Source organism: Halomonas sp. 72, from assembly GCF_052379785.1.
GTDB lineage: Bacteria > Pseudomonadota > Gammaproteobacteria > Pseudomonadales > Halomonadaceae > Vreelandella > Vreelandella citrativorans.
In genome coordinates, this window is sequence record NZ_JBQSYY010000005.1 from 204,345 (window position 1) to 219,854 (window position 15,510).

At 55.4% G+C, this 15,510-nt stretch carries 13 protein-coding genes; 2 read left to right on the top strand and 11 right to left on the bottom strand.

Going from position 1 to position 15,510, the window contains the following annotated elements; translation table 11 throughout:
* Positions 1-12: 12 nt before the first annotated feature.
* The 4 genes from serB to pgi form a co-directional block, all read right to left on the bottom strand.
* Positions 13-1,218: a phosphoserine phosphatase SerB gene (serB, locus tag ACT3T6_RS07800; protein ID WP_193053839.1), complete on the bottom strand. Its 1,206-nt coding sequence runs from the start codon at positions 1,216-1,218 to the stop codon at positions 13-15.
* Positions 1,219-1,221: 3 nt separating this feature from the next.
* Complete coding sequence (gene parC, locus ACT3T6_RS07805) at positions 1,222-3,474, bottom strand: DNA topoisomerase IV subunit A (protein ID WP_172116259.1); 2,253 nt, start codon at positions 3,472-3,474, stop codon at positions 1,222-1,224.
* A 6-nt stretch (positions 3,475-3,480) separates the two neighbouring features.
* On the bottom strand, positions 3,481-5,376 hold the full coding sequence (gene parE / locus ACT3T6_RS07810) for a DNA topoisomerase IV subunit B (protein ID WP_193053840.1): 1,896 nt from the start codon (positions 5,374-5,376) through the stop codon (positions 3,481-3,483).
* 157 nt (positions 5,377-5,533) lie between these two features.
* On the bottom strand, positions 5,534-7,231 hold the full coding sequence (gene pgi, locus ACT3T6_RS07815; RefSeq protein ID WP_193053841.1) for a glucose-6-phosphate isomerase: 1,698 nt from the start codon (positions 7,229-7,231) through the stop codon (positions 5,534-5,536).
* Between the two features lie 100 nt (positions 7,232-7,331).
* Between pgi and cmoA the strand changes: the two genes are divergently transcribed.
* Together cmoA and cmoB are read left to right on the top strand one after the other, a co-directional pair.
* On the top strand, positions 7,332-8,075 hold the full coding sequence (gene cmoA / locus ACT3T6_RS07820; protein ID WP_193053842.1) for a carboxy-S-adenosyl-L-methionine synthase CmoA: 744 nt from the start codon (positions 7,332-7,334) through the stop codon (positions 8,073-8,075).
* A complete protein-coding gene (gene cmoB / locus ACT3T6_RS07825) occupies positions 8,076-9,068 on the top strand; it encodes a tRNA 5-methoxyuridine(34)/uridine 5-oxyacetic acid(34) synthase CmoB (protein ID WP_193053843.1) in 993 nt (330 codons plus the stop codon).
* Between the two features lie 42 nt (positions 9,069-9,110).
* Here the strand turns inward: cmoB and ACT3T6_RS07830 are convergent, their stop codons facing one another.
* The 7 genes from ACT3T6_RS07830 to ACT3T6_RS07860 form a co-directional block, all read right to left on the bottom strand.
* Positions 9,111-9,785 (bottom strand): zinc metallopeptidase, encoded by a 675-nt coding sequence (locus tag ACT3T6_RS07830; protein ID WP_193053844.1) that lies wholly within the window; start codon positions 9,783-9,785, stop codon positions 9,111-9,113.
* A 79-nt stretch (positions 9,786-9,864) separates the two neighbouring features.
* Positions 9,865-11,004: an App1 family protein gene (locus ACT3T6_RS07835; protein ID WP_193053845.1), complete on the bottom strand. Its 1,140-nt coding sequence runs from the start codon at positions 11,002-11,004 to the stop codon at positions 9,865-9,867.
* Positions 11,004-11,567 carry a type 1 glutamine amidotransferase domain-containing protein gene (locus tag ACT3T6_RS07840; protein WP_193053846.1) on the bottom strand — a complete coding sequence of 188 codons (564 nt, stop codon included), beginning with the start codon at positions 11,565-11,567 and terminating at the stop codon, positions 11,004-11,006. The genes ACT3T6_RS07835 and ACT3T6_RS07840 overlap by 1 nt, the downstream gene beginning before the upstream one ends.
* Before the next feature lie 193 nt (positions 11,568-11,760).
* Positions 11,761-13,188, bottom strand: coding sequence for a sulfate adenylyltransferase subunit CysN (cysN, locus tag ACT3T6_RS07845; protein WP_193053847.1), 1,428 nt, complete (start codon positions 13,186-13,188; stop codon positions 11,761-11,763).
* On the bottom strand, positions 13,188-14,150 hold the full coding sequence (cysD, locus tag ACT3T6_RS07850; protein WP_172116252.1) for a sulfate adenylyltransferase subunit CysD: 963 nt from the start codon (positions 14,148-14,150) through the stop codon (positions 13,188-13,190). Before cysD ends, cysN begins: the two co-directional genes overlap by 1 nt.
* Positions 14,151-14,324: 174 nt before the next feature.
* Entirely contained in the window at positions 14,325-15,059 is a 735-nt protein-coding gene (locus ACT3T6_RS07855; RefSeq protein ID WP_192526285.1) for a metallophosphoesterase, read from the bottom strand.
* Positions 15,059-15,505, bottom strand: coding sequence for a DUF1249 domain-containing protein (locus tag ACT3T6_RS07860; RefSeq protein ID WP_172116250.1), 447 nt, complete (start codon positions 15,503-15,505; stop codon positions 15,059-15,061). The genes ACT3T6_RS07855 and ACT3T6_RS07860 overlap by 1 nt, the downstream gene beginning before the upstream one ends.
* Positions 15,506-15,510 lie beyond the last annotated feature (5 nt).

Below are 15,510 nucleotides of genomic sequence, written 5' to 3' on the forward strand. Positions count from 1 at the left end.
GCCGAAAAACACTTAATCCATTAGATCCGTTTGGCGATAACCAATCAGATACAGCACGGCATCAATACCCAGTGTCGAGATCGCCTGACGCGCTTGAGCGCGCACTAACGGCTTGGCTCGAAACGCGATACCCAATCCCGCTTTAGCCAGCATTTTCAGGTCATTGGCGCCATCGCCTACCGCAATGGTCTGCTCCAACGTAAAGCCTTCGCGCAGCGCAATCTGCTCCAAAAGCTCTGCCTTGCGCTCAGCATCAACAATCGGCAACGTCACTTCACCAGTGACTTTACCGTTCTCGATCACCAGCTCATTAGCATGAATCTCATCAAAGCCGAGTTTTTCCTGTAAATGGAGGGCAAAATAGGTAAAGCCCCCGGATAGAATCACAGTGCGGTAACCGAAGCGCTTTAAATTAGCCATCAAACGCTCTACACCATCCATTAACGGCAGCTCTTCGGCAATCTTGATCAACACCGACTCATCCAGGCCTTTCAGCTTGCTCATGCGTTCGCGAAAGCTCTCCTGAAAATCCAGCTCGCCACGCATGGCCCGCTCGGTCACCTCGGCAACCTCATCACCCACCCCGTGGTGCCGGGCCAGCTCATCAATCACTTCAGCTTTGATCAGCGTGGAATCCATATCGAAGCACACAAGGCGGCGATGGCGCCGCCAGATTGAGTCTTCCTGAATGGCGATATCCACGCCATGTTCGCCTCCTAGTGCCAACGCCTTTTCGCGCAGCGCTTCGATATTCGCCTCGTCGCCACGTAACCAGCACTCAACGCAGGCACCGCCGGAAGGCGCGCTACCATCCAGCGATTCACGCCCAGAAAGCCGATGAATCAGCTCAACCGTTAACCCAAACTCTGCCGTTAAAATGCCGACTTCAGCCAATATGCCTGCCGGCAAATGCGGCGCCAGCAGCGTCAAAATAAGCCGAGGCTGACTTGCTTCGTTGCTCCAGCGCCGATAATCGTCGGCGTTAACCGTAATCACCTGCACATCCAATCCTAGCGCATCGCCCGCCTCGCTGAGCATCGCCTCCAAGGCATTATCGTGTTCAAGCCCCACAAGGGCTTCCAGAGAGAGCATGCCAAACGTCACGCTTTGATTAATATCCAAAAGCTGGGCATTCGTGCGGGCCAACGCTTTCCCAAATCCCTCTAGCTGACCGGAGCGCGCCATACCGGTTGCACGAATTAAACAACGTTTTGTCATGAGTTACTCTCCCGCCTCTAACCGATCAACTTTTTGGAAGCCGCGTGGCAGCTTGCTGCCTCGTCGCCCTCTTTCGCCGCGATAATACGCTAAATCATCCGCTTTCAAGGTCAGCTTGCGCTTACCGGCGTGAACCAGCAGTGCGTCGCTTGCCGAGAGAACGGTAACGTCACGTACAAACTCCTCACGTCGGGCGGCTCTCGGGCCGGGAATATCGAGCATTTTGTTGCCTTTACCTTTGGTCATTTCAGGCAACTGCTCAAGCGGGAACAGCAGTAATCGGCCTTCGCTAGACACCGACGCCACCCACAGCTCTTCACCGTCAGGCACTTCGATGGGCGCCATCACGCTACAGCCTTTGGGTACGCTGAGTACCGCTTTGCCGGCTTTATTTTTACCGGTAAGCGCGTCCAAGCGGGCCATAAATCCATAACCACCGTCGCTTGCCAATACAAAGCGCCGTTCGGGTGGGGCAAGCATTAACCCGGCCATTTGTGCCCCTGCCGAGACATTAGCGCGGCCGGTCACCGGTTCACCCTGGCCCCGCGCACTGGGCAAGTTATGGGCGGCCAGGGTATAAGCGCGTCCCGTGTCGTCCAGCAGCACCAGCGGCTGATTAGTCTTGCCCCGAGCGGCCAGATGAAAGCTATCACCGGCTTTATAGGACAGTCCTTCCGGATCAATATCGTGCCCTTTGGCAGCGCGAATCCAGCCTTTATCAGACAGCACTACGGTGACCGGATCAGCCCCCAGCAGCTCAACTTCCGAAAGCGCCTTGGCTTCACTGCGCTCAATCAACGGTGAGCGGCGCTCGTCGCCGTGCTCTTTGCCCGCCGCACGAATCTCTTTTTCGATCAGCGTGGTTAGTTTTGCTTCACTGCCCAGCAAGCCCGTAAGGTACTTACGCTCTTTTTCCAGCTCGTCCTGCTCGCCACGAATTTTCATCTCTTCGAGCTTGGCAAGGTGACGCAGGCGCAGTTCGAGAATCGCTTCCGCCTGGCGTTCCGAGAGACTAAAAGTGGCGATTAGCGAGGCTTTCGGGTCATCTTCCTCACGAATAATTCGGATCACTTCGTCAAGATCCAGATAGGCCGTCAGCAAGCCTTCCAAAATGTGCAGGCGATCTTCAACCTTGCCCAGGCGGTGCTCCAACCGGCGGCGCACCGTGGTGCGGCGAAAGCGTAGCCACTCGCCCAGCATATCCGTTAGGGGCATGACCCGCGGGCGGCCGTCCAGGCCGATCACGTTCATATTTACCCGCACGTTCTTTTCCAGGTCCGTGGTGGCAAACAGGTGGGCCATCAGCGACTCGACATCCACGCGGCTGGAGCGCGGTTCAATCACTAGGCGCGTGGGCTCTTCATGAGTTGATTCATCACGAAGATCGGCCACCATGGGGAGCTTTTTCGCCTGCATCTGTGCGGCAATCTGCTCAAGTACCTTGGCACCGCTGACCTGGTACGGCACGGCGGTAATCACGATATTGGCGTCTTCGCGGGTATAGCGCGCGCGCAGTTTTACCGAACCTCGGCCTGTCTCATAAAGCTTACGCAGGTCGGCTTGGGGCGTGATGATTTCCGCATCCGTTGGAAAATCAGGCGCAGGTACAAACGCCATCACGTCAGTTGTGGTCGCCTCAGGGTTGCGCAACAGATGGCAGGTAGCCTCGACCACTTCGCTAACATTATGGGGCGGAATATCGGTGGCCATGCCCACGGCAATCCCGGTACCGCCATTGAGCAGTACATGAGGCAACTTGGCAGGCAGCACAAGAGGCTCCTGCATGGTGCCGTCAAAGTTGGGTGCCCAGTCGACCGTGCCCTGGCCCAGTTCGCCCAACAGCACTTCGGCAAACTTGGAGAGCTTGGCCTCGGTGTAGCGCATGGCGGCAAACGATTTGGGGTCATCCGGACTGCCCCAGTTGCCTTGGCCATCCACCAGCGGGTAGCGATAGCTGAACGGCTGGGCCATCAGCACCATGGCTTCGTAACAGGCGCTGTCGCCGTGAGGGTGGAATTTACCCAGCACGTCGCCCACGGTACGCGCTGATTTTTTGTACTTGGCATTGGCGTGCAGCGCCAATTCGCGCATGGCGTAAATAATCCGCCGCTGCACGGGCTTCATGCCGTCGCCAATGTTGGGCAGCGCACGGTCCAAGATGACGTACATCGAGTAGTCGAGGTACGCTTTTTCGGTATAGTCGCGCAAGGAGAGGCGTTCGACGTCGCCTTCCGCTACCTGAATATCCATGGTCATCGGGGGTTATACCTCAATATCTGCGAGGTTGCCGTAATCTTCCAGCCATTTCTTGCGGTCGCTGGCGCGCTTCTTGGCGAGCAGCATATCCATCATTTCCATCGTGCCATCGCCCTCTTCCAGGGTGAGTTGCACTAGGCGACGGGTTTCGACCGCCATGGTGGTTTCGCGCAGCTGTAAAGGACTCATTTCGCCCAGGCCTTTGAATCGCTGAACATTGGGCATGCCGCGTTTTTTCGCCAGTTGCTTGAGCACGGCGGCTTTTTCGCTCTCATCGAGGGCGTAGTGCACCTCTTTACCTAAATCGATGCGGTAAAGGGGCGGCATGGCGACAAACACATGGCCGGCATCCACCAGCGCCGGAAAATGGCGTACAAACAGCGCGCACAGCAGCGTGGCAATGTGCAGGCCGTCGGAGTCGGCATCGGCAAGAATACAGATCTTGTGGTAGCGCAGCTTTTCAAGGTCGGCGCTACCCGGGTCGGCACCAATCGCGACCGCAATATCATGAACCTCTTGAGAGCCATAAATATCGTGCGTCTCAACTTCCCAGGTATTCAGAATCTTGCCGCGCAGGGGCAGGATTGCTTGAGTGTCGCGGTTACGCGCCTGCTTCGCGCTGCCCCCGGCCGAGTCGCCCTCGACCAGGAACAGCTCGCTAAGTGACGGGTCCTGCCCGGAGCAGTCAGCAAGCTTGCCGGGAAGCGCCGGGCCTGATGTGACCTTTTTACGGGCGACCTTCTTGGCCTTTTTCTGGCGATGCTGAGCGGCACTGATCACCAGCTCCGCCAACTGCTCGGCTTGATCAATATGATGATTAAGCCACAACGAGAAGGCATCCTTCACCACGCCGGAGACAAATCCTGCGATGGTGCGTGATGACAGCCGCTCTTTGGTTTGCCCGGCAAACTGGGGGTCGAGCATTTTCACCGAGAGCACGAAAGAGGCGCGCTCCCAAAGATCCTCAGCGGTGAGCTTGATACCGCGCGGCAGCAGGCTGCGATATTCACAAAACTCGCGTAGTGCATCCAGCAGTCCTGATCGAAAACCGTTAACGTGAGTGCCGCCTTGCGGCGTGGGAATCAGGTTAACGTAACTTTCCAACAGCGACTCACCGCCTTCCGGTAGCCATTGAATGGCCCAATCCACACCGTGCTCGTCGTCACTGAAGTGGCCGACAAACGGTTCACCAGGCAGTACGTCATAGCCATCGGTGGCTTCGGCCAAATAGTCGCGCAGACCATCAGCGTAGGCCCACTCTGTCGTCGTTCCGTCTGTCTCAATCAGGGTAACGGCAAGCCCTGGGCAGAGCACCGCTTTGGCGCGCAGTAGATGTTTAAGCTTTGAAACGGCCAGTTTGGGGCTGTCGAAATAGCTTTCATCAGGCCAAAAACGCACCAGGGTTCCAGTAGCACGTTTAGCCGCCTTGCCGATTTCATGCAGGTTTTCGACTTTTTCGCCGTGCTCAAAGGCAATCGCATGGCGCGCACCGTCACGGGTCACTTCTACTTCCAGGCGCCGTGAAAGCGCGTTAACGACCGAGACGCCAACGCCGTGAAGGCCACCAGAAAACCGATAGCTTGAAGAGGAGAACTTACCGCCTGAGTGCAGTTTGGTAAGAATCAGCTCCACCCCTGAAACGCCGTGCTCGGGGTGAAGATCAATCGGCATACCTCGGCCGTCATCCTGAACCTCGATGCCCCCATCGCTGTGCAACGTGACACGAATAAAAGAGGCGTGGCCGGCCAGCGCTTCGTCGACGCTGTTATCAATCACTTCCTGGGCCAGGTGATTGGGCCGTGAGGTATCGGTGTACATACCGGGACGCTTACGTACCGGCTCGAGCCCTGACAGGACTTCGATAGAACTCGCGCCGTACTGAGAGGCATCAAACTGGGTCATGTAACGTCGGTTCCTGAAGGGTAAAGCTGGCAGCCTCCTGTAACTTGTACAGGCGGCCGACAAAGATCGCTAGAATAGCAAAAAGCTGTATATCCAGCCATATCTAATACATGGCAGGAAAACTGGGAGCACGCTTTTTCATAGACGCCCGAGGCAGTTATCCATCCTGCTCGGCAGCCCAAAACGCTTCAATCAAGCCGCGGCTAGAGGCATCCATGCGGGTAATGTCGCCCTGCCCATCGATGATGCCTTGGGTATCCGTGGCAATTTTTTTGCCAAGCTCCACCCCCCACTGATCGAACGGATTGATATCCCAGATAACGGCTTGAACAAACACCTTATGCTCATAAAGGGCAATCAAAGCCCCCAGCGTAGCGGGCGTTAGTTTATCCAGCAGCACCGTGGTCGATGGTTGATTGCCGCGATAGCGTTTGTGCTCTGGACGGGGGCCATCATCGTCCAGCGCGTCATCGCCGAGCATCAGAACGCGGGACTGGGCAAAGCAGTTGGCAAGCGCTAGCCGGTGCTGCGCTTTGAGATGGCGGCGAGTATCCGGGTCTTCTACCTCATCATAACGCTTGAGCGGAGCGATAAAGTCACACACCACCGACTGAGTGCCCTGGTGAAGCAGCTGATAAAACGCGTGCTGAGCATTGGGGCCCAGCTGCCCCCACAGTACCGGGCAGGTCGAATAATTGACCGCCTGGCCTTGGCGGGTAACCGACTTGCCGTTGGACTCCATTTCCAGCTGTTCAAGGTAGGCAGCAAAATATTCCAACCGGCCATCGTAAGGCAGGATTGAGTGGGCGCGGATATCCAGAAAATTAACGTTCCAGATACCGGCCAAGGCCAGCAGAACCGGCAGGTTATCTTCCATGGGCGCTTCACTGAAGTGGCTATCCATGGCGTGGGCACCGGTCAGCAGCTCGCGAAAATGCGTCATGCCTACGACCAGAGCAATCGGCAAACCAATCGTGCCCCATAGCGAATAGCGCCCGCCTACCCACTCCCAGAATTTAAGCTGGTGGTCGGGCGCAATGCCCCACTCGCTCATTTTCTCGGGGCTGGCCGACACACCAATAAAGTGCTGGCGCACAATAAGTTCAGCGCTTACCGGTGGAGCACTGACAAAATCGCTATGCTGAGTTAAACGGCCCAACAGCCAGTCTCTGGCCGTATTGGCGTTGGAAAGAGTATCAATGGTGGTAAACGACTTGGAGGAGAGCACAAAGAGGGTCGTTTCCGGATTTAGACGCCCTAAATAATCGGCCAGCTGCGAGCCGTCCATTGTCGAGGCAAAATGTACCTCAACGGGATGAATATTCTCAGGCCGATAATCGGCCAGTGCATGGGTCACCATCAACGGCCCTAAATCCGAGCCACCGACGCCCAAATTCACCACATGGCGAATGGGCTTGCCCGTGGCTCCTCGCCACTGCCCGGCGTGCAAACGGCACACCAGGCGCTCCATTTGCGCCAGGCTTTCCTGCACCCCGGCGACAATATCTTCCCCTTCAACGTTCAGCGTTGCCTCGGCCGGTAAACGCAGCGCTGTGTGCAAGGCTGGGCGGTTCTCACTAACGTTAACCCGCTTACCACTTAATAAAGCATCAATAGCGCTGGGCACACCCGCATCGTGCGCCAGCGCTAATAGATGCTCAAGCGTATCGTCGTCCCAGCGCTGCTTGGAAAGATCCAGCGTCAGACCTGCCTCATGGCGGGTAAAATGCGCCCATCGGCTGCTCTCCGAGCCAAATAGCGTTTTTAAATGGACGCCTTTGAGTTCATCGGCATGCTGTTTTAATGTCTGCCACGCGGGCAGTTTATCGGGGGTGGCGCGTGATGCTGAGGCCATTTGCCGTCTCCTGTGGCGTCGAACCATGCAGCTCGGGTCTGTTCTGGTCAAATCAGGGCGCGTAAACTACTCCCCCCTTTTGATGATTCCCGGCTTGCCAATGAGTAATGCATCTTACCGTGACGCTATCTTTTCGACACCCCTTGATCGAGTGGCGCGCTTCTCGTTCGATGAACAGGTAGTGGCTTGTTTTCCCGACATGGTCCGTCGCTCTATACCAGGCTACGGCCAAATCCTGGGCATGCTGAGCCTGATTGCCCAGCGTCATCTTCGTCATGGCGGGCACGTGTATGACCTGGGCTGCTCGCTCGGCGCCTCAGGCTTGGCGCTTGCAGGCGCACTCACCCCTGACGCGTTTCGCTATACCGGCGTCGATTTATCACCAGCGATGGTATCGCGTGCTCGCCAGACCTTCACCGAAGAGTGCCCTGAACATGCCATGAGCGTGGAAGAAGCTGACATTCGCACGCTCGAGTATGCGCCATCCGGCATGATCATTCTTAACTTTACGCTGCAGTTTTTGCCACCGGCTGACCGGGATGCCCTGTTAAGGCGGTTGTTTGACGCGCTCGAGCCTGGCGGTGTGCTGGTTTTATCGGAAAAAACCGTTGACGTCGATGAGCGGGATAATGCCTGGCGAGTTGAGCGCTATCATGACTTCAAACGCGCCAACGGTTACAGCGACATGGAAATCAGCCAAAAGCGCACCGCGCTTGAAAACGTGTTGGTGCCCGATACGCTGGATGCGCTGCATCAGCGCTTACAGCAGGCAGGCTTCCCACGTACGGTAACGTGGTTTCAATACTTGAACTTTGCCTCTGTCATTGCGTTTAAGGAGAGTTAAGTGGAACTCCCTGATGACCACCGCACACTTTATCAGGCGTTTTTAGACCAGGGCTTAACGACCTGGCTGGCTAAATTACCCGAGCAGCTGGCCAGAGGGCTTGACCGCCAACGCCATGGCGACCTGCCCGCTTGGGAAAAAGCCGTTGCCAAACTGCCAGCCTTACCGGCCGAGCGCCACGTTCAACTGGGCAGCGATACGCTAACGGTAGAGCTTGCGCTCAGCGATAGCCAGCAACGCCAATGCTTTAATCTACTGCGTAAGCTGGCTCCGTGGCGCAAAGGACCTTTTCAGCTGGGCGGCATTCATATCGACACCGAATGGCGCTCTGATTGGAAATGGCAGCGCGTAGCACCTCATTTAGCGCCCCTGAAATACCGCAAGGTGTTGGATGTAGGCGGCGGCAGCGGCTATCACGCCTGGCGGATGACGGGCGCCGGGGCTGCATTCGTGCTGGTGATTGACCCTTCACCACGCTTTTACTGGCAGTTCCAAGCAGTGCGCCACTTTGTGGGCGACGCAGACGGTGGGCGCACTCAGTTTCTACCGGTCGGAATCGAGGATGTACCGGAAAACCTCGGCTTTTTTGATACGGTGTTTTCAATGGGCGTGCTTTATCACCGTCCTTCGCCACTTGAACATCTTCAGCAGCTGAAAGCCGCGCTGGCGCCGGGTGGCGAGCTGGTACTGGAAACGCTGGTGGTGGAAGGCGACGAGCAAACGGTGTTTGTTCCCGGCGAGCGCTACGCTGCGATGCCCAACGTCTACTTCCTGCCCTCTTCTAAGGCGCTTTGCCACTGGCTTAGCCGTTGCGGCTTTACCAATATTCGCGTGGTCGACGAGGCAGTCACAACCCTGGACGAGCAGCGCTCCACCGAGTGGATGACCTATCAATCCTTGGCCGACTTTTTAGACCCCAATGATCGTACCCGCACCCTTGAAGGCTACCCGGCACCACGTCGTGCGGTGATTATTGCCAATAAGCCGGAATAGGCTGTAAAAACAGTGCTTTAAGCGAGCGCTAGTCGTTAGCGTTTAGCGGCGCAAGATCACCAGCCAGCGGCCCAGGTTGAGCATGCTGGCAAGTGAAGCCGCAACATAGGTGAACGCACAAGCGGTAAGCACATGCCGAGCGCCCGGCATGTCGTAGGGTGGCACGTACTCTTTTAAAAGCGGCAGTGCGCGGTTGAAGCTGGCATCAAACTCCACCGGCAGCGTGACCAGATGCACCAGGGCGGCGGTACCAAAGCTGATCACCGCCATGCCAATGACTAACGCCAAACCGCCCGGCACGCGCGTCAACAAGAATAAAAACGGCGCGGCCATCATTAGAATCGCGCCCATTTTTTCTGCCTTTTGGGCAACACCTACCAAGCGGCTGCGTGCCAGCAGTGGCGCATAGCCCTGGTGGTGCTGCAACGCATGGCCTACTTCATGAGCGGCAACGGTAACCGCCGTTAACGAGCAGCCATCATAATGGTCAGGCGAAAGGCGCACACAGCGCGTCTCTGGGTCGTAATGATCGCCGAATTCGGTACGCTCAACGGGAACGTCTTTAATCCCCAGACGCCGTAGCAAATGCTCGGCAAGCTCAGCGCCGGTGCCAGGGTAGTCATTACGTCCTCGCATATGGCGCTTTAGCACCCACTTTGCCCATACATTGGGCAGTATAAAAACCGCGAGTAACAGCACGATGAGTAGAACGACCATGATGACTTAGCACTCACTAGGAGAAAACAGGGAAAGGGTTCGTTTTATCATGGTCGGGCTAGCAACAACAGTGTTGAGGCTAGACTTCCCCTTGCGCTTCACGGCGCTCTTCTTCGCGATGCGCTTTTACATCGCGCTCGACCGCTTCCAGGCCCCGCGCTGAAATATCCCCATTGGCGTGGGCGTGCTCAGCAATTAATACACTGTCGGGGGCGAGCACCAGGTCGCACTCGGAATTGACCAGCTCATCGCGAAGCCGTTGAATGGCCTTTTCGCGCTCAGGGTCTTTATCCACGCGGCGGATATAAATCGCCTTGATGCGCCCAGGATAGGCTTTCACGATCTCGGCATACACTTCCGGGTCATGCTGTCCGCTATCGCCAATCAGGATGCACGGTAGCTCATCAAACAGCGTCAACATTCGATCAATTAACAGGCGCTTGTGAGCTTCGGCGCGGCGCGGCCAGGGGTGACGCAGCGAAATTCCCCACTCGCGTAGAAACAGGATCGGCCCTACCGGAATCCGGTTAAGCTGAAAGAACGTTTCGAGCATTTCGTAAATAGCCCATGGCCCGCGGGATACATACAAAATGGGCCGTTCGGCCTTCTCACTTTCGCCCCGGTGCAGCGCCTGATAAAGCGAGGCAACGCCTGGAAACGCCGTACGCCGATGCGGTTTACGCACAAACAAGCGATAGAGCATCTTTAGCTTTTCGGCAACGCCGGTAAACATGACCGTGTCATCAATATCGCTAATAATCAGCAAGTCGGTTTCCGGTGGCGGTACGTATACCTCAACGTTAGTACGTACAGGCGACTGGTTTTCCGCATGCACCCTAATATCCGCTCGATGCCAAGACACATCGATAGGTAGCGAATGGGTAATCGGAAGGTGCGCATCAAAATAACCGTCGCGGTCAGTTGTCAGGGACAGTTCGTTTTCACCGATACGAATATCAACTTGGGCACCGGCCAAGCCCCGTCGAAAAATGCGGCGCGCTACATCAGCTGTGTCGCGCAGCATCCCTCGGCGTGGAATTGCGCGGCCAAGAGCGGCTTGGCGGAACACCCGCCCCATCAAAAACACTTCACTGGACGAACCGTAACCACGATAAGGATGAACGACCATTCCCCCGCGGCCACGGTCTCGCTTCATCGGTTTTGCAACCGTGTGGACAAGCCTTTTAACAAAGCTTGCCCACGGGCTCAACCATGACATTAGGCGTGTTGACCTGAGTGGCGTCCTTCTTGCAGCTCTTCAAGGAGCTTGGCATTGAACGCCTCTAGGTCTTTGGGGGTACGGCTAGTGACCAAGGCGTTATCGCATACCACCGCTTCATCTACCCAGTTGGCACCGGCGTTACGTAAATCCTGGGCAACGCTTGCCACCGAGGTCATCTTGCGGCTATCCACAACGCCTGCATTAATGAGGATCCATGGCGCATGACAGATAGCGGCTACCGGCTTACCCGCTTGGAAGAATTCTTTTACGAAGCTAAGCGCGTCCTCGTTCATGCGCAGCTCATCGGGGTTGAACAAGCCGCCAGGCAGTACCAAGGCGTGATAATCAGATTCATTGACATCTGCTAGCGCTTTATCAGCCGAATATGTATCACCCCAATTAGTTTCTGCCCAGGCACGAATATCGTTGCCTTCAGGTGTCACGATATCAACATCAACACCGGCATTTTTGAGTGCGTCACGCGGTGAACTCAGCTCAGACTCCTCAAAGCCATCGGCCGCCACAATAGCGACGCGTTTACCCTTTAGTGTTTGGTTCATCATGCTCTCCTTTTCGTGATGAGGCGTGCGTGGAAAACGCTTTATCAGTGTGGCGTATCCTGGGAGAGCGTCAAGCGAACCGACCGCTAAATTAGAGATGCTTGATTTAAGTAGATATAAAAAAGCCCGCTTAATCTAAGCGGGCTAACCTGTTGATAAAGACTATTGGTCAAGTCTATTGATAAAAAATGATTTAGCGTTTGAGCAATTGACTAATATCGTTGGCTTCCCAGTGCGGAAAGTGCTTGCGTACCAGCGCATTAAGGTCTTTCTCAAACGCTGACCAGTCCGTGGTGGGGGCTTCAGCAACACCGGCTGAACCCGCTTCACGAATCATTCCCGCTCCCACCGTTACGTTGGTCAGCCGATCGACAATAATAAAGCTTCCCGTTTTAGGGCTAACCCGATAATTATCGATGGGTACGGTGGCGGTAAGCTCGATATCACAGCGGGCAATCGCATTGAGGTTTAACGCCTGCGCTGTGTGCTTCTCAAGCGTATTAACATCAATTTGATAGTCAATAGCGCTGACCTGCCCGGAAAGATCACGGGTAGCGAGTTTAAAGTCGTAAAGCTTACCCAGGGTTAGTGGGTCTTCATGCATCCAGACCACATCCGCAGTAAACCGGTTGGAAAGCGGCACATCCGCATCGGCACTGACTAGCCAGTCGCCACGAGAAATATCGATCTCGTCTTCAAGCGTCACGGTAATCGCTTGGCCTGGATAGGCTTCGCTTAAATCACCCTCAAAAGTGACAACTCTCGCCACGGTAGAGGTTTTACCCGAAGGCAGCGCTTTTACCGCTTGACCGGGGCGTAAGATCCCGGCGGCCAGCGTCCCGCAGTAACCACGAAAATCCAGGTTCGGCCGATTGACATACTGTACGGGCAAACGCAAATCCGTCAGGTTGTCGTCTTGGCTGATTTCAGTATTTTCGAGTAGTTCGATCAGCGTCTCGCCGCGATACCATGGCGTGTGCTCGCTACGGTTAACGACGTTATCGCCGTTGAGCGCCGACATGGGCACAAACTGGATATCGTCCACCTGCAAATTCGTTGCAAACGCACGGTACTCTGCCTTGATTTCCTCAAAGCGCTGCTCAGAAAAGCCCACTAAATCCATTTTGTTGACAGCAATGACCAAGTGCTGAATACCCAACAAGTCAGCAATAAAGCTATGCCGACGCGTTTGGGTTTGCACGCCATAGCGAGCGTCGATAAGGATAATCGCAAGGCTTGCCGTAGAAGCGCCGGTGGCCATATTACGTGTGTACTGCTCATGGCCTGGCGTATCGGCAATGATAAATTTGCGCTTATCCGTCGAGAAGAACCGATAGGCGACATCAATAGTAATGCCCTGCTCACGCTCGGACTGCAGACCGTCTACCAATAGCGCCAAGTCAACCGTATCACCCGTGGTACCGCTGGTTTTGGACGCTTGAGTAATCGCTGCTAGTTGATCCTCAAAGATCATTTTGGAGTCGTGCAGCAAGCGACCAATCAGGGTCGATTTACCGTCGTCGACACTGCCGCAGGTAATAAAACGCAGCAGGTCCTTGTTTTCATGCTCGTGCAGGTACTGCTCGATGTTGTCAGCGATTAAGTTAGATTGATGAGACATTAGAAGTACCCCTCGCGCTTTTTCTTCTCCATCGAACCCACTTGGTCGCGATCAATGGCGCGACCACTGCGCTCACTGGTGCGGGTCAGCAGCATTTCCTGAATAATTTCCGGCAGCGTTGCCGCTTCGGACTCCACTGCGCCGGTTAGCGGGTAGCACCCAAGCGTTCTGAAACGCACCGACTTCTCTTCAGGCACTTCACCTGGCGCTAGCGGCAAACGATCGTCGTCTACCATCACCTGCATGCCGTCGCGCTCAACCACTGGGCGCTTGGCTGCGAAGTACAGTGGCACAATCGGGATAGACTCCAGATAGATGTACTGCCAGATATCCAGCTCCGTCCAGTTGGAAAGCGGGAACACGCGAATCGACTCACCCTTGTTGACCCTGGCGTTATACATGTTCCAGAGCTCAGGACGCTGGTTTTTGGGATCCCAACGGTGGTATTTGTCACGGAAGGAGTAGACCCGCTCCTTGGCCCGAGAGGCCTCTTCATCGCGCCGGGCACCGCCAAACGCAGCATCAAAACCATGCTTGTCCAGCGCCTGCTTGAGCGCTTGGGTCTTCATGATATCGGTATATTTGGCGCTGCCATGCTCGAACGGGTTGATATTCGCCTCCCGCCCCTCTTCGTTGGTATGCACGATCAGTTTCATACCCGCCTCGGAAGCCATGCGATCACGAAACTCGATCATTTCCCGGAATTTCCAAGTGGTATCCACGTGCATCAGTGGAAACGGCGGGGTACCGGGATAAAATGCCTTCCGCGCCAGGTGCAGCATCACCGAAGAGTCTTTGCCGATCGAATACATCATGACCGGGTTACTGAACTCAGCCGCCACTTCACGAATGATATGGATGGACTCGGCTTCAAGCTGTTTTAAATGAGTGAGACGCGCGGCGCTAAGTGCGCTGGGCACCTCACGCCGGGGCGTCGAAGAGAGCGGGGAGAACTGAGTCATGGTCTGCTACCTCACAAAACAAGCCAATTTTTATAAGCTTGCAGTACACGCTGAATTAAAACGTTATACGTTCGATTGTGGATAGAGTAACGCCGAGTCAATAATAACCCAAAAGAATTAATAACTATCTTTTTATTCTTTTATCGCCTAACGAACATAAAAAACATGATATCGCTATACGTCAACGCGCTCGACCCAGGTATCCCACTGCTCACCGCTAAGGTTTATCACTCGATAACCAGGCCGTGAGGCTTCATCAATCGTAAATTCATCAGCGCCCGGCATAAACTGATCAGACATGGCTGGGCAGCCGTAAACACTCACTGAACCTGCCGCTGTTTCAATGTGCTGCGCATACGCTTGGTGAGCGTGACCAAACAGCACGACTTTCACCTGAGGATAAGCGCTTAAAACCTGCCAAAACGCTTCACGATCTTGTAGGCCGATAGCATCCATCCAGTCAGCGCCAACATCCACCGGTGGATGGTGCATGGCAATCAGCGTGGGGCGGTCATCCTCTTCCAAACGTGTCGTTAATGCCATCAACTGTTCGCTGCCCAGCTCGCCGAAGGGTTGGCCCGGCACTTGGGTATTGAGCAGCAGCAGACGCCACTGCTGCAAATCTACCTCGTCAAGCAGCGGATGCTCGGCGCACATGAATGCTACCTGGTCGTGATTGCCCGGGAGCCAAAACCACGGGCAAGGAAGGTCAGCCAACGCCTCCTTGGCCAGTGCATAGGAAGCCGCTGTTTCATCCTGACTGATGTCTCCCGTCACAACGATAACGTCCGGACGTTCAGCCGCTGCCGCCGCGAGAACACGTTGAAAATGCAGCCAAGGAACCCCCGCACGCGAACGTGTAGTAACATCAGCATGCAAGTGAGCATCGGTAATCTGTACAAGGCGCATTAGCGCATCTCCGGTAAATCGCAAGTATGACCATGGGCTAGTCCATGCGCTAACCATTCGCCTAAAAAGCGGTTTAACTGGAGCTTTTCATCAGGCTGATGCATCTGCGCATTAGGATATCGATAGCGGCCACTAAAGTGGCGCTGACGCTGAAAATCCGTCACCTCCGCCATACGCACGTCATGGTAAAGGTGCACGCGCATGCGCGGGCCGTCCATAACTGAATCCAACGGACCGCTTTGAGTGACCGCCACCATGGTGGTGTAAGGGGCATGTTCCAATACGGTAAGCTGCAAATCGCCAAAGTACTGCTCGTCACTGCTTAAGGCGATCTCTCGGCGCTGGCCACTCTCCATATCGCCCACCAGGCGTAATAACCGCAGGTAGTTGGCGCTGCACTCCCCCTGGAGCGACTTTAAATCGGTGACATAGGCTGTTCTTGCCATGAACA

Coding starts and splice junctions, on each gene's coding strand:
- ACT3T6_RS07860 (WP_172116250.1), bottom strand. CDS start 15,505: ATGGCAAGAACAGCCTATGTCACCGATTTAAAGTCGCTCCAGGGGGAG.
- ACT3T6_RS07830 (WP_193053844.1), bottom strand. CDS start 9,785: ATGGTCGTTCTACTCATCGTGCTGTTACTCGCGGTTTTTATACTGCCC.
- serB (WP_193053839.1), bottom strand. CDS start 1,218: ATGACAAAACGTTGTTTAATTCGTGCAACCGGTATGGCGCGCTCCGGT.
- ACT3T6_RS07855 (WP_192526285.1), bottom strand. CDS start 15,059: ATGCGCCTTGTACAGATTACCGATGCTCACTTGCATGCTGATGTTACT.
- cmoA (WP_193053842.1), top strand. CDS start 7,332: ATGAGTAATGCATCTTACCGTGACGCTATCTTTTCGACACCCCTTGAT.
- ACT3T6_RS07840 (WP_193053846.1), bottom strand. CDS start 11,567: ATGAACCAAACACTAAAGGGTAAACGCGTCGCTATTGTGGCGGCCGAT.
- parE (WP_193053840.1), bottom strand. CDS start 5,376: ATGACCCAGTTTGATGCCTCTCAGTACGGCGCGAGTTCTATCGAAGTC.
- ACT3T6_RS07835 (WP_193053845.1), bottom strand. CDS start 11,004: ATGTCATGGTTGAGCCCGTGGGCAAGCTTTGTTAAAAGGCTTGTCCAC.
- parC (WP_172116259.1), bottom strand. CDS start 3,474: ATGACCATGGATATTCAGGTAGCGGAAGGCGACGTCGAACGCCTCTCC.
- cysD (WP_172116252.1), bottom strand. CDS start 14,150: ATGACTCAGTTCTCCCCGCTCTCTTCGACGCCCCGGCGTGAGGTGCCC.
- pgi (WP_193053841.1), bottom strand. CDS start 7,231: ATGGCCTCAGCATCACGCGCCACCCCCGATAAACTGCCCGCGTGGCAG.
- cysN (WP_193053847.1), bottom strand. CDS start 13,188: ATGTCTCATCAATCTAACTTAATCGCTGACAACATCGAGCAGTACCTG.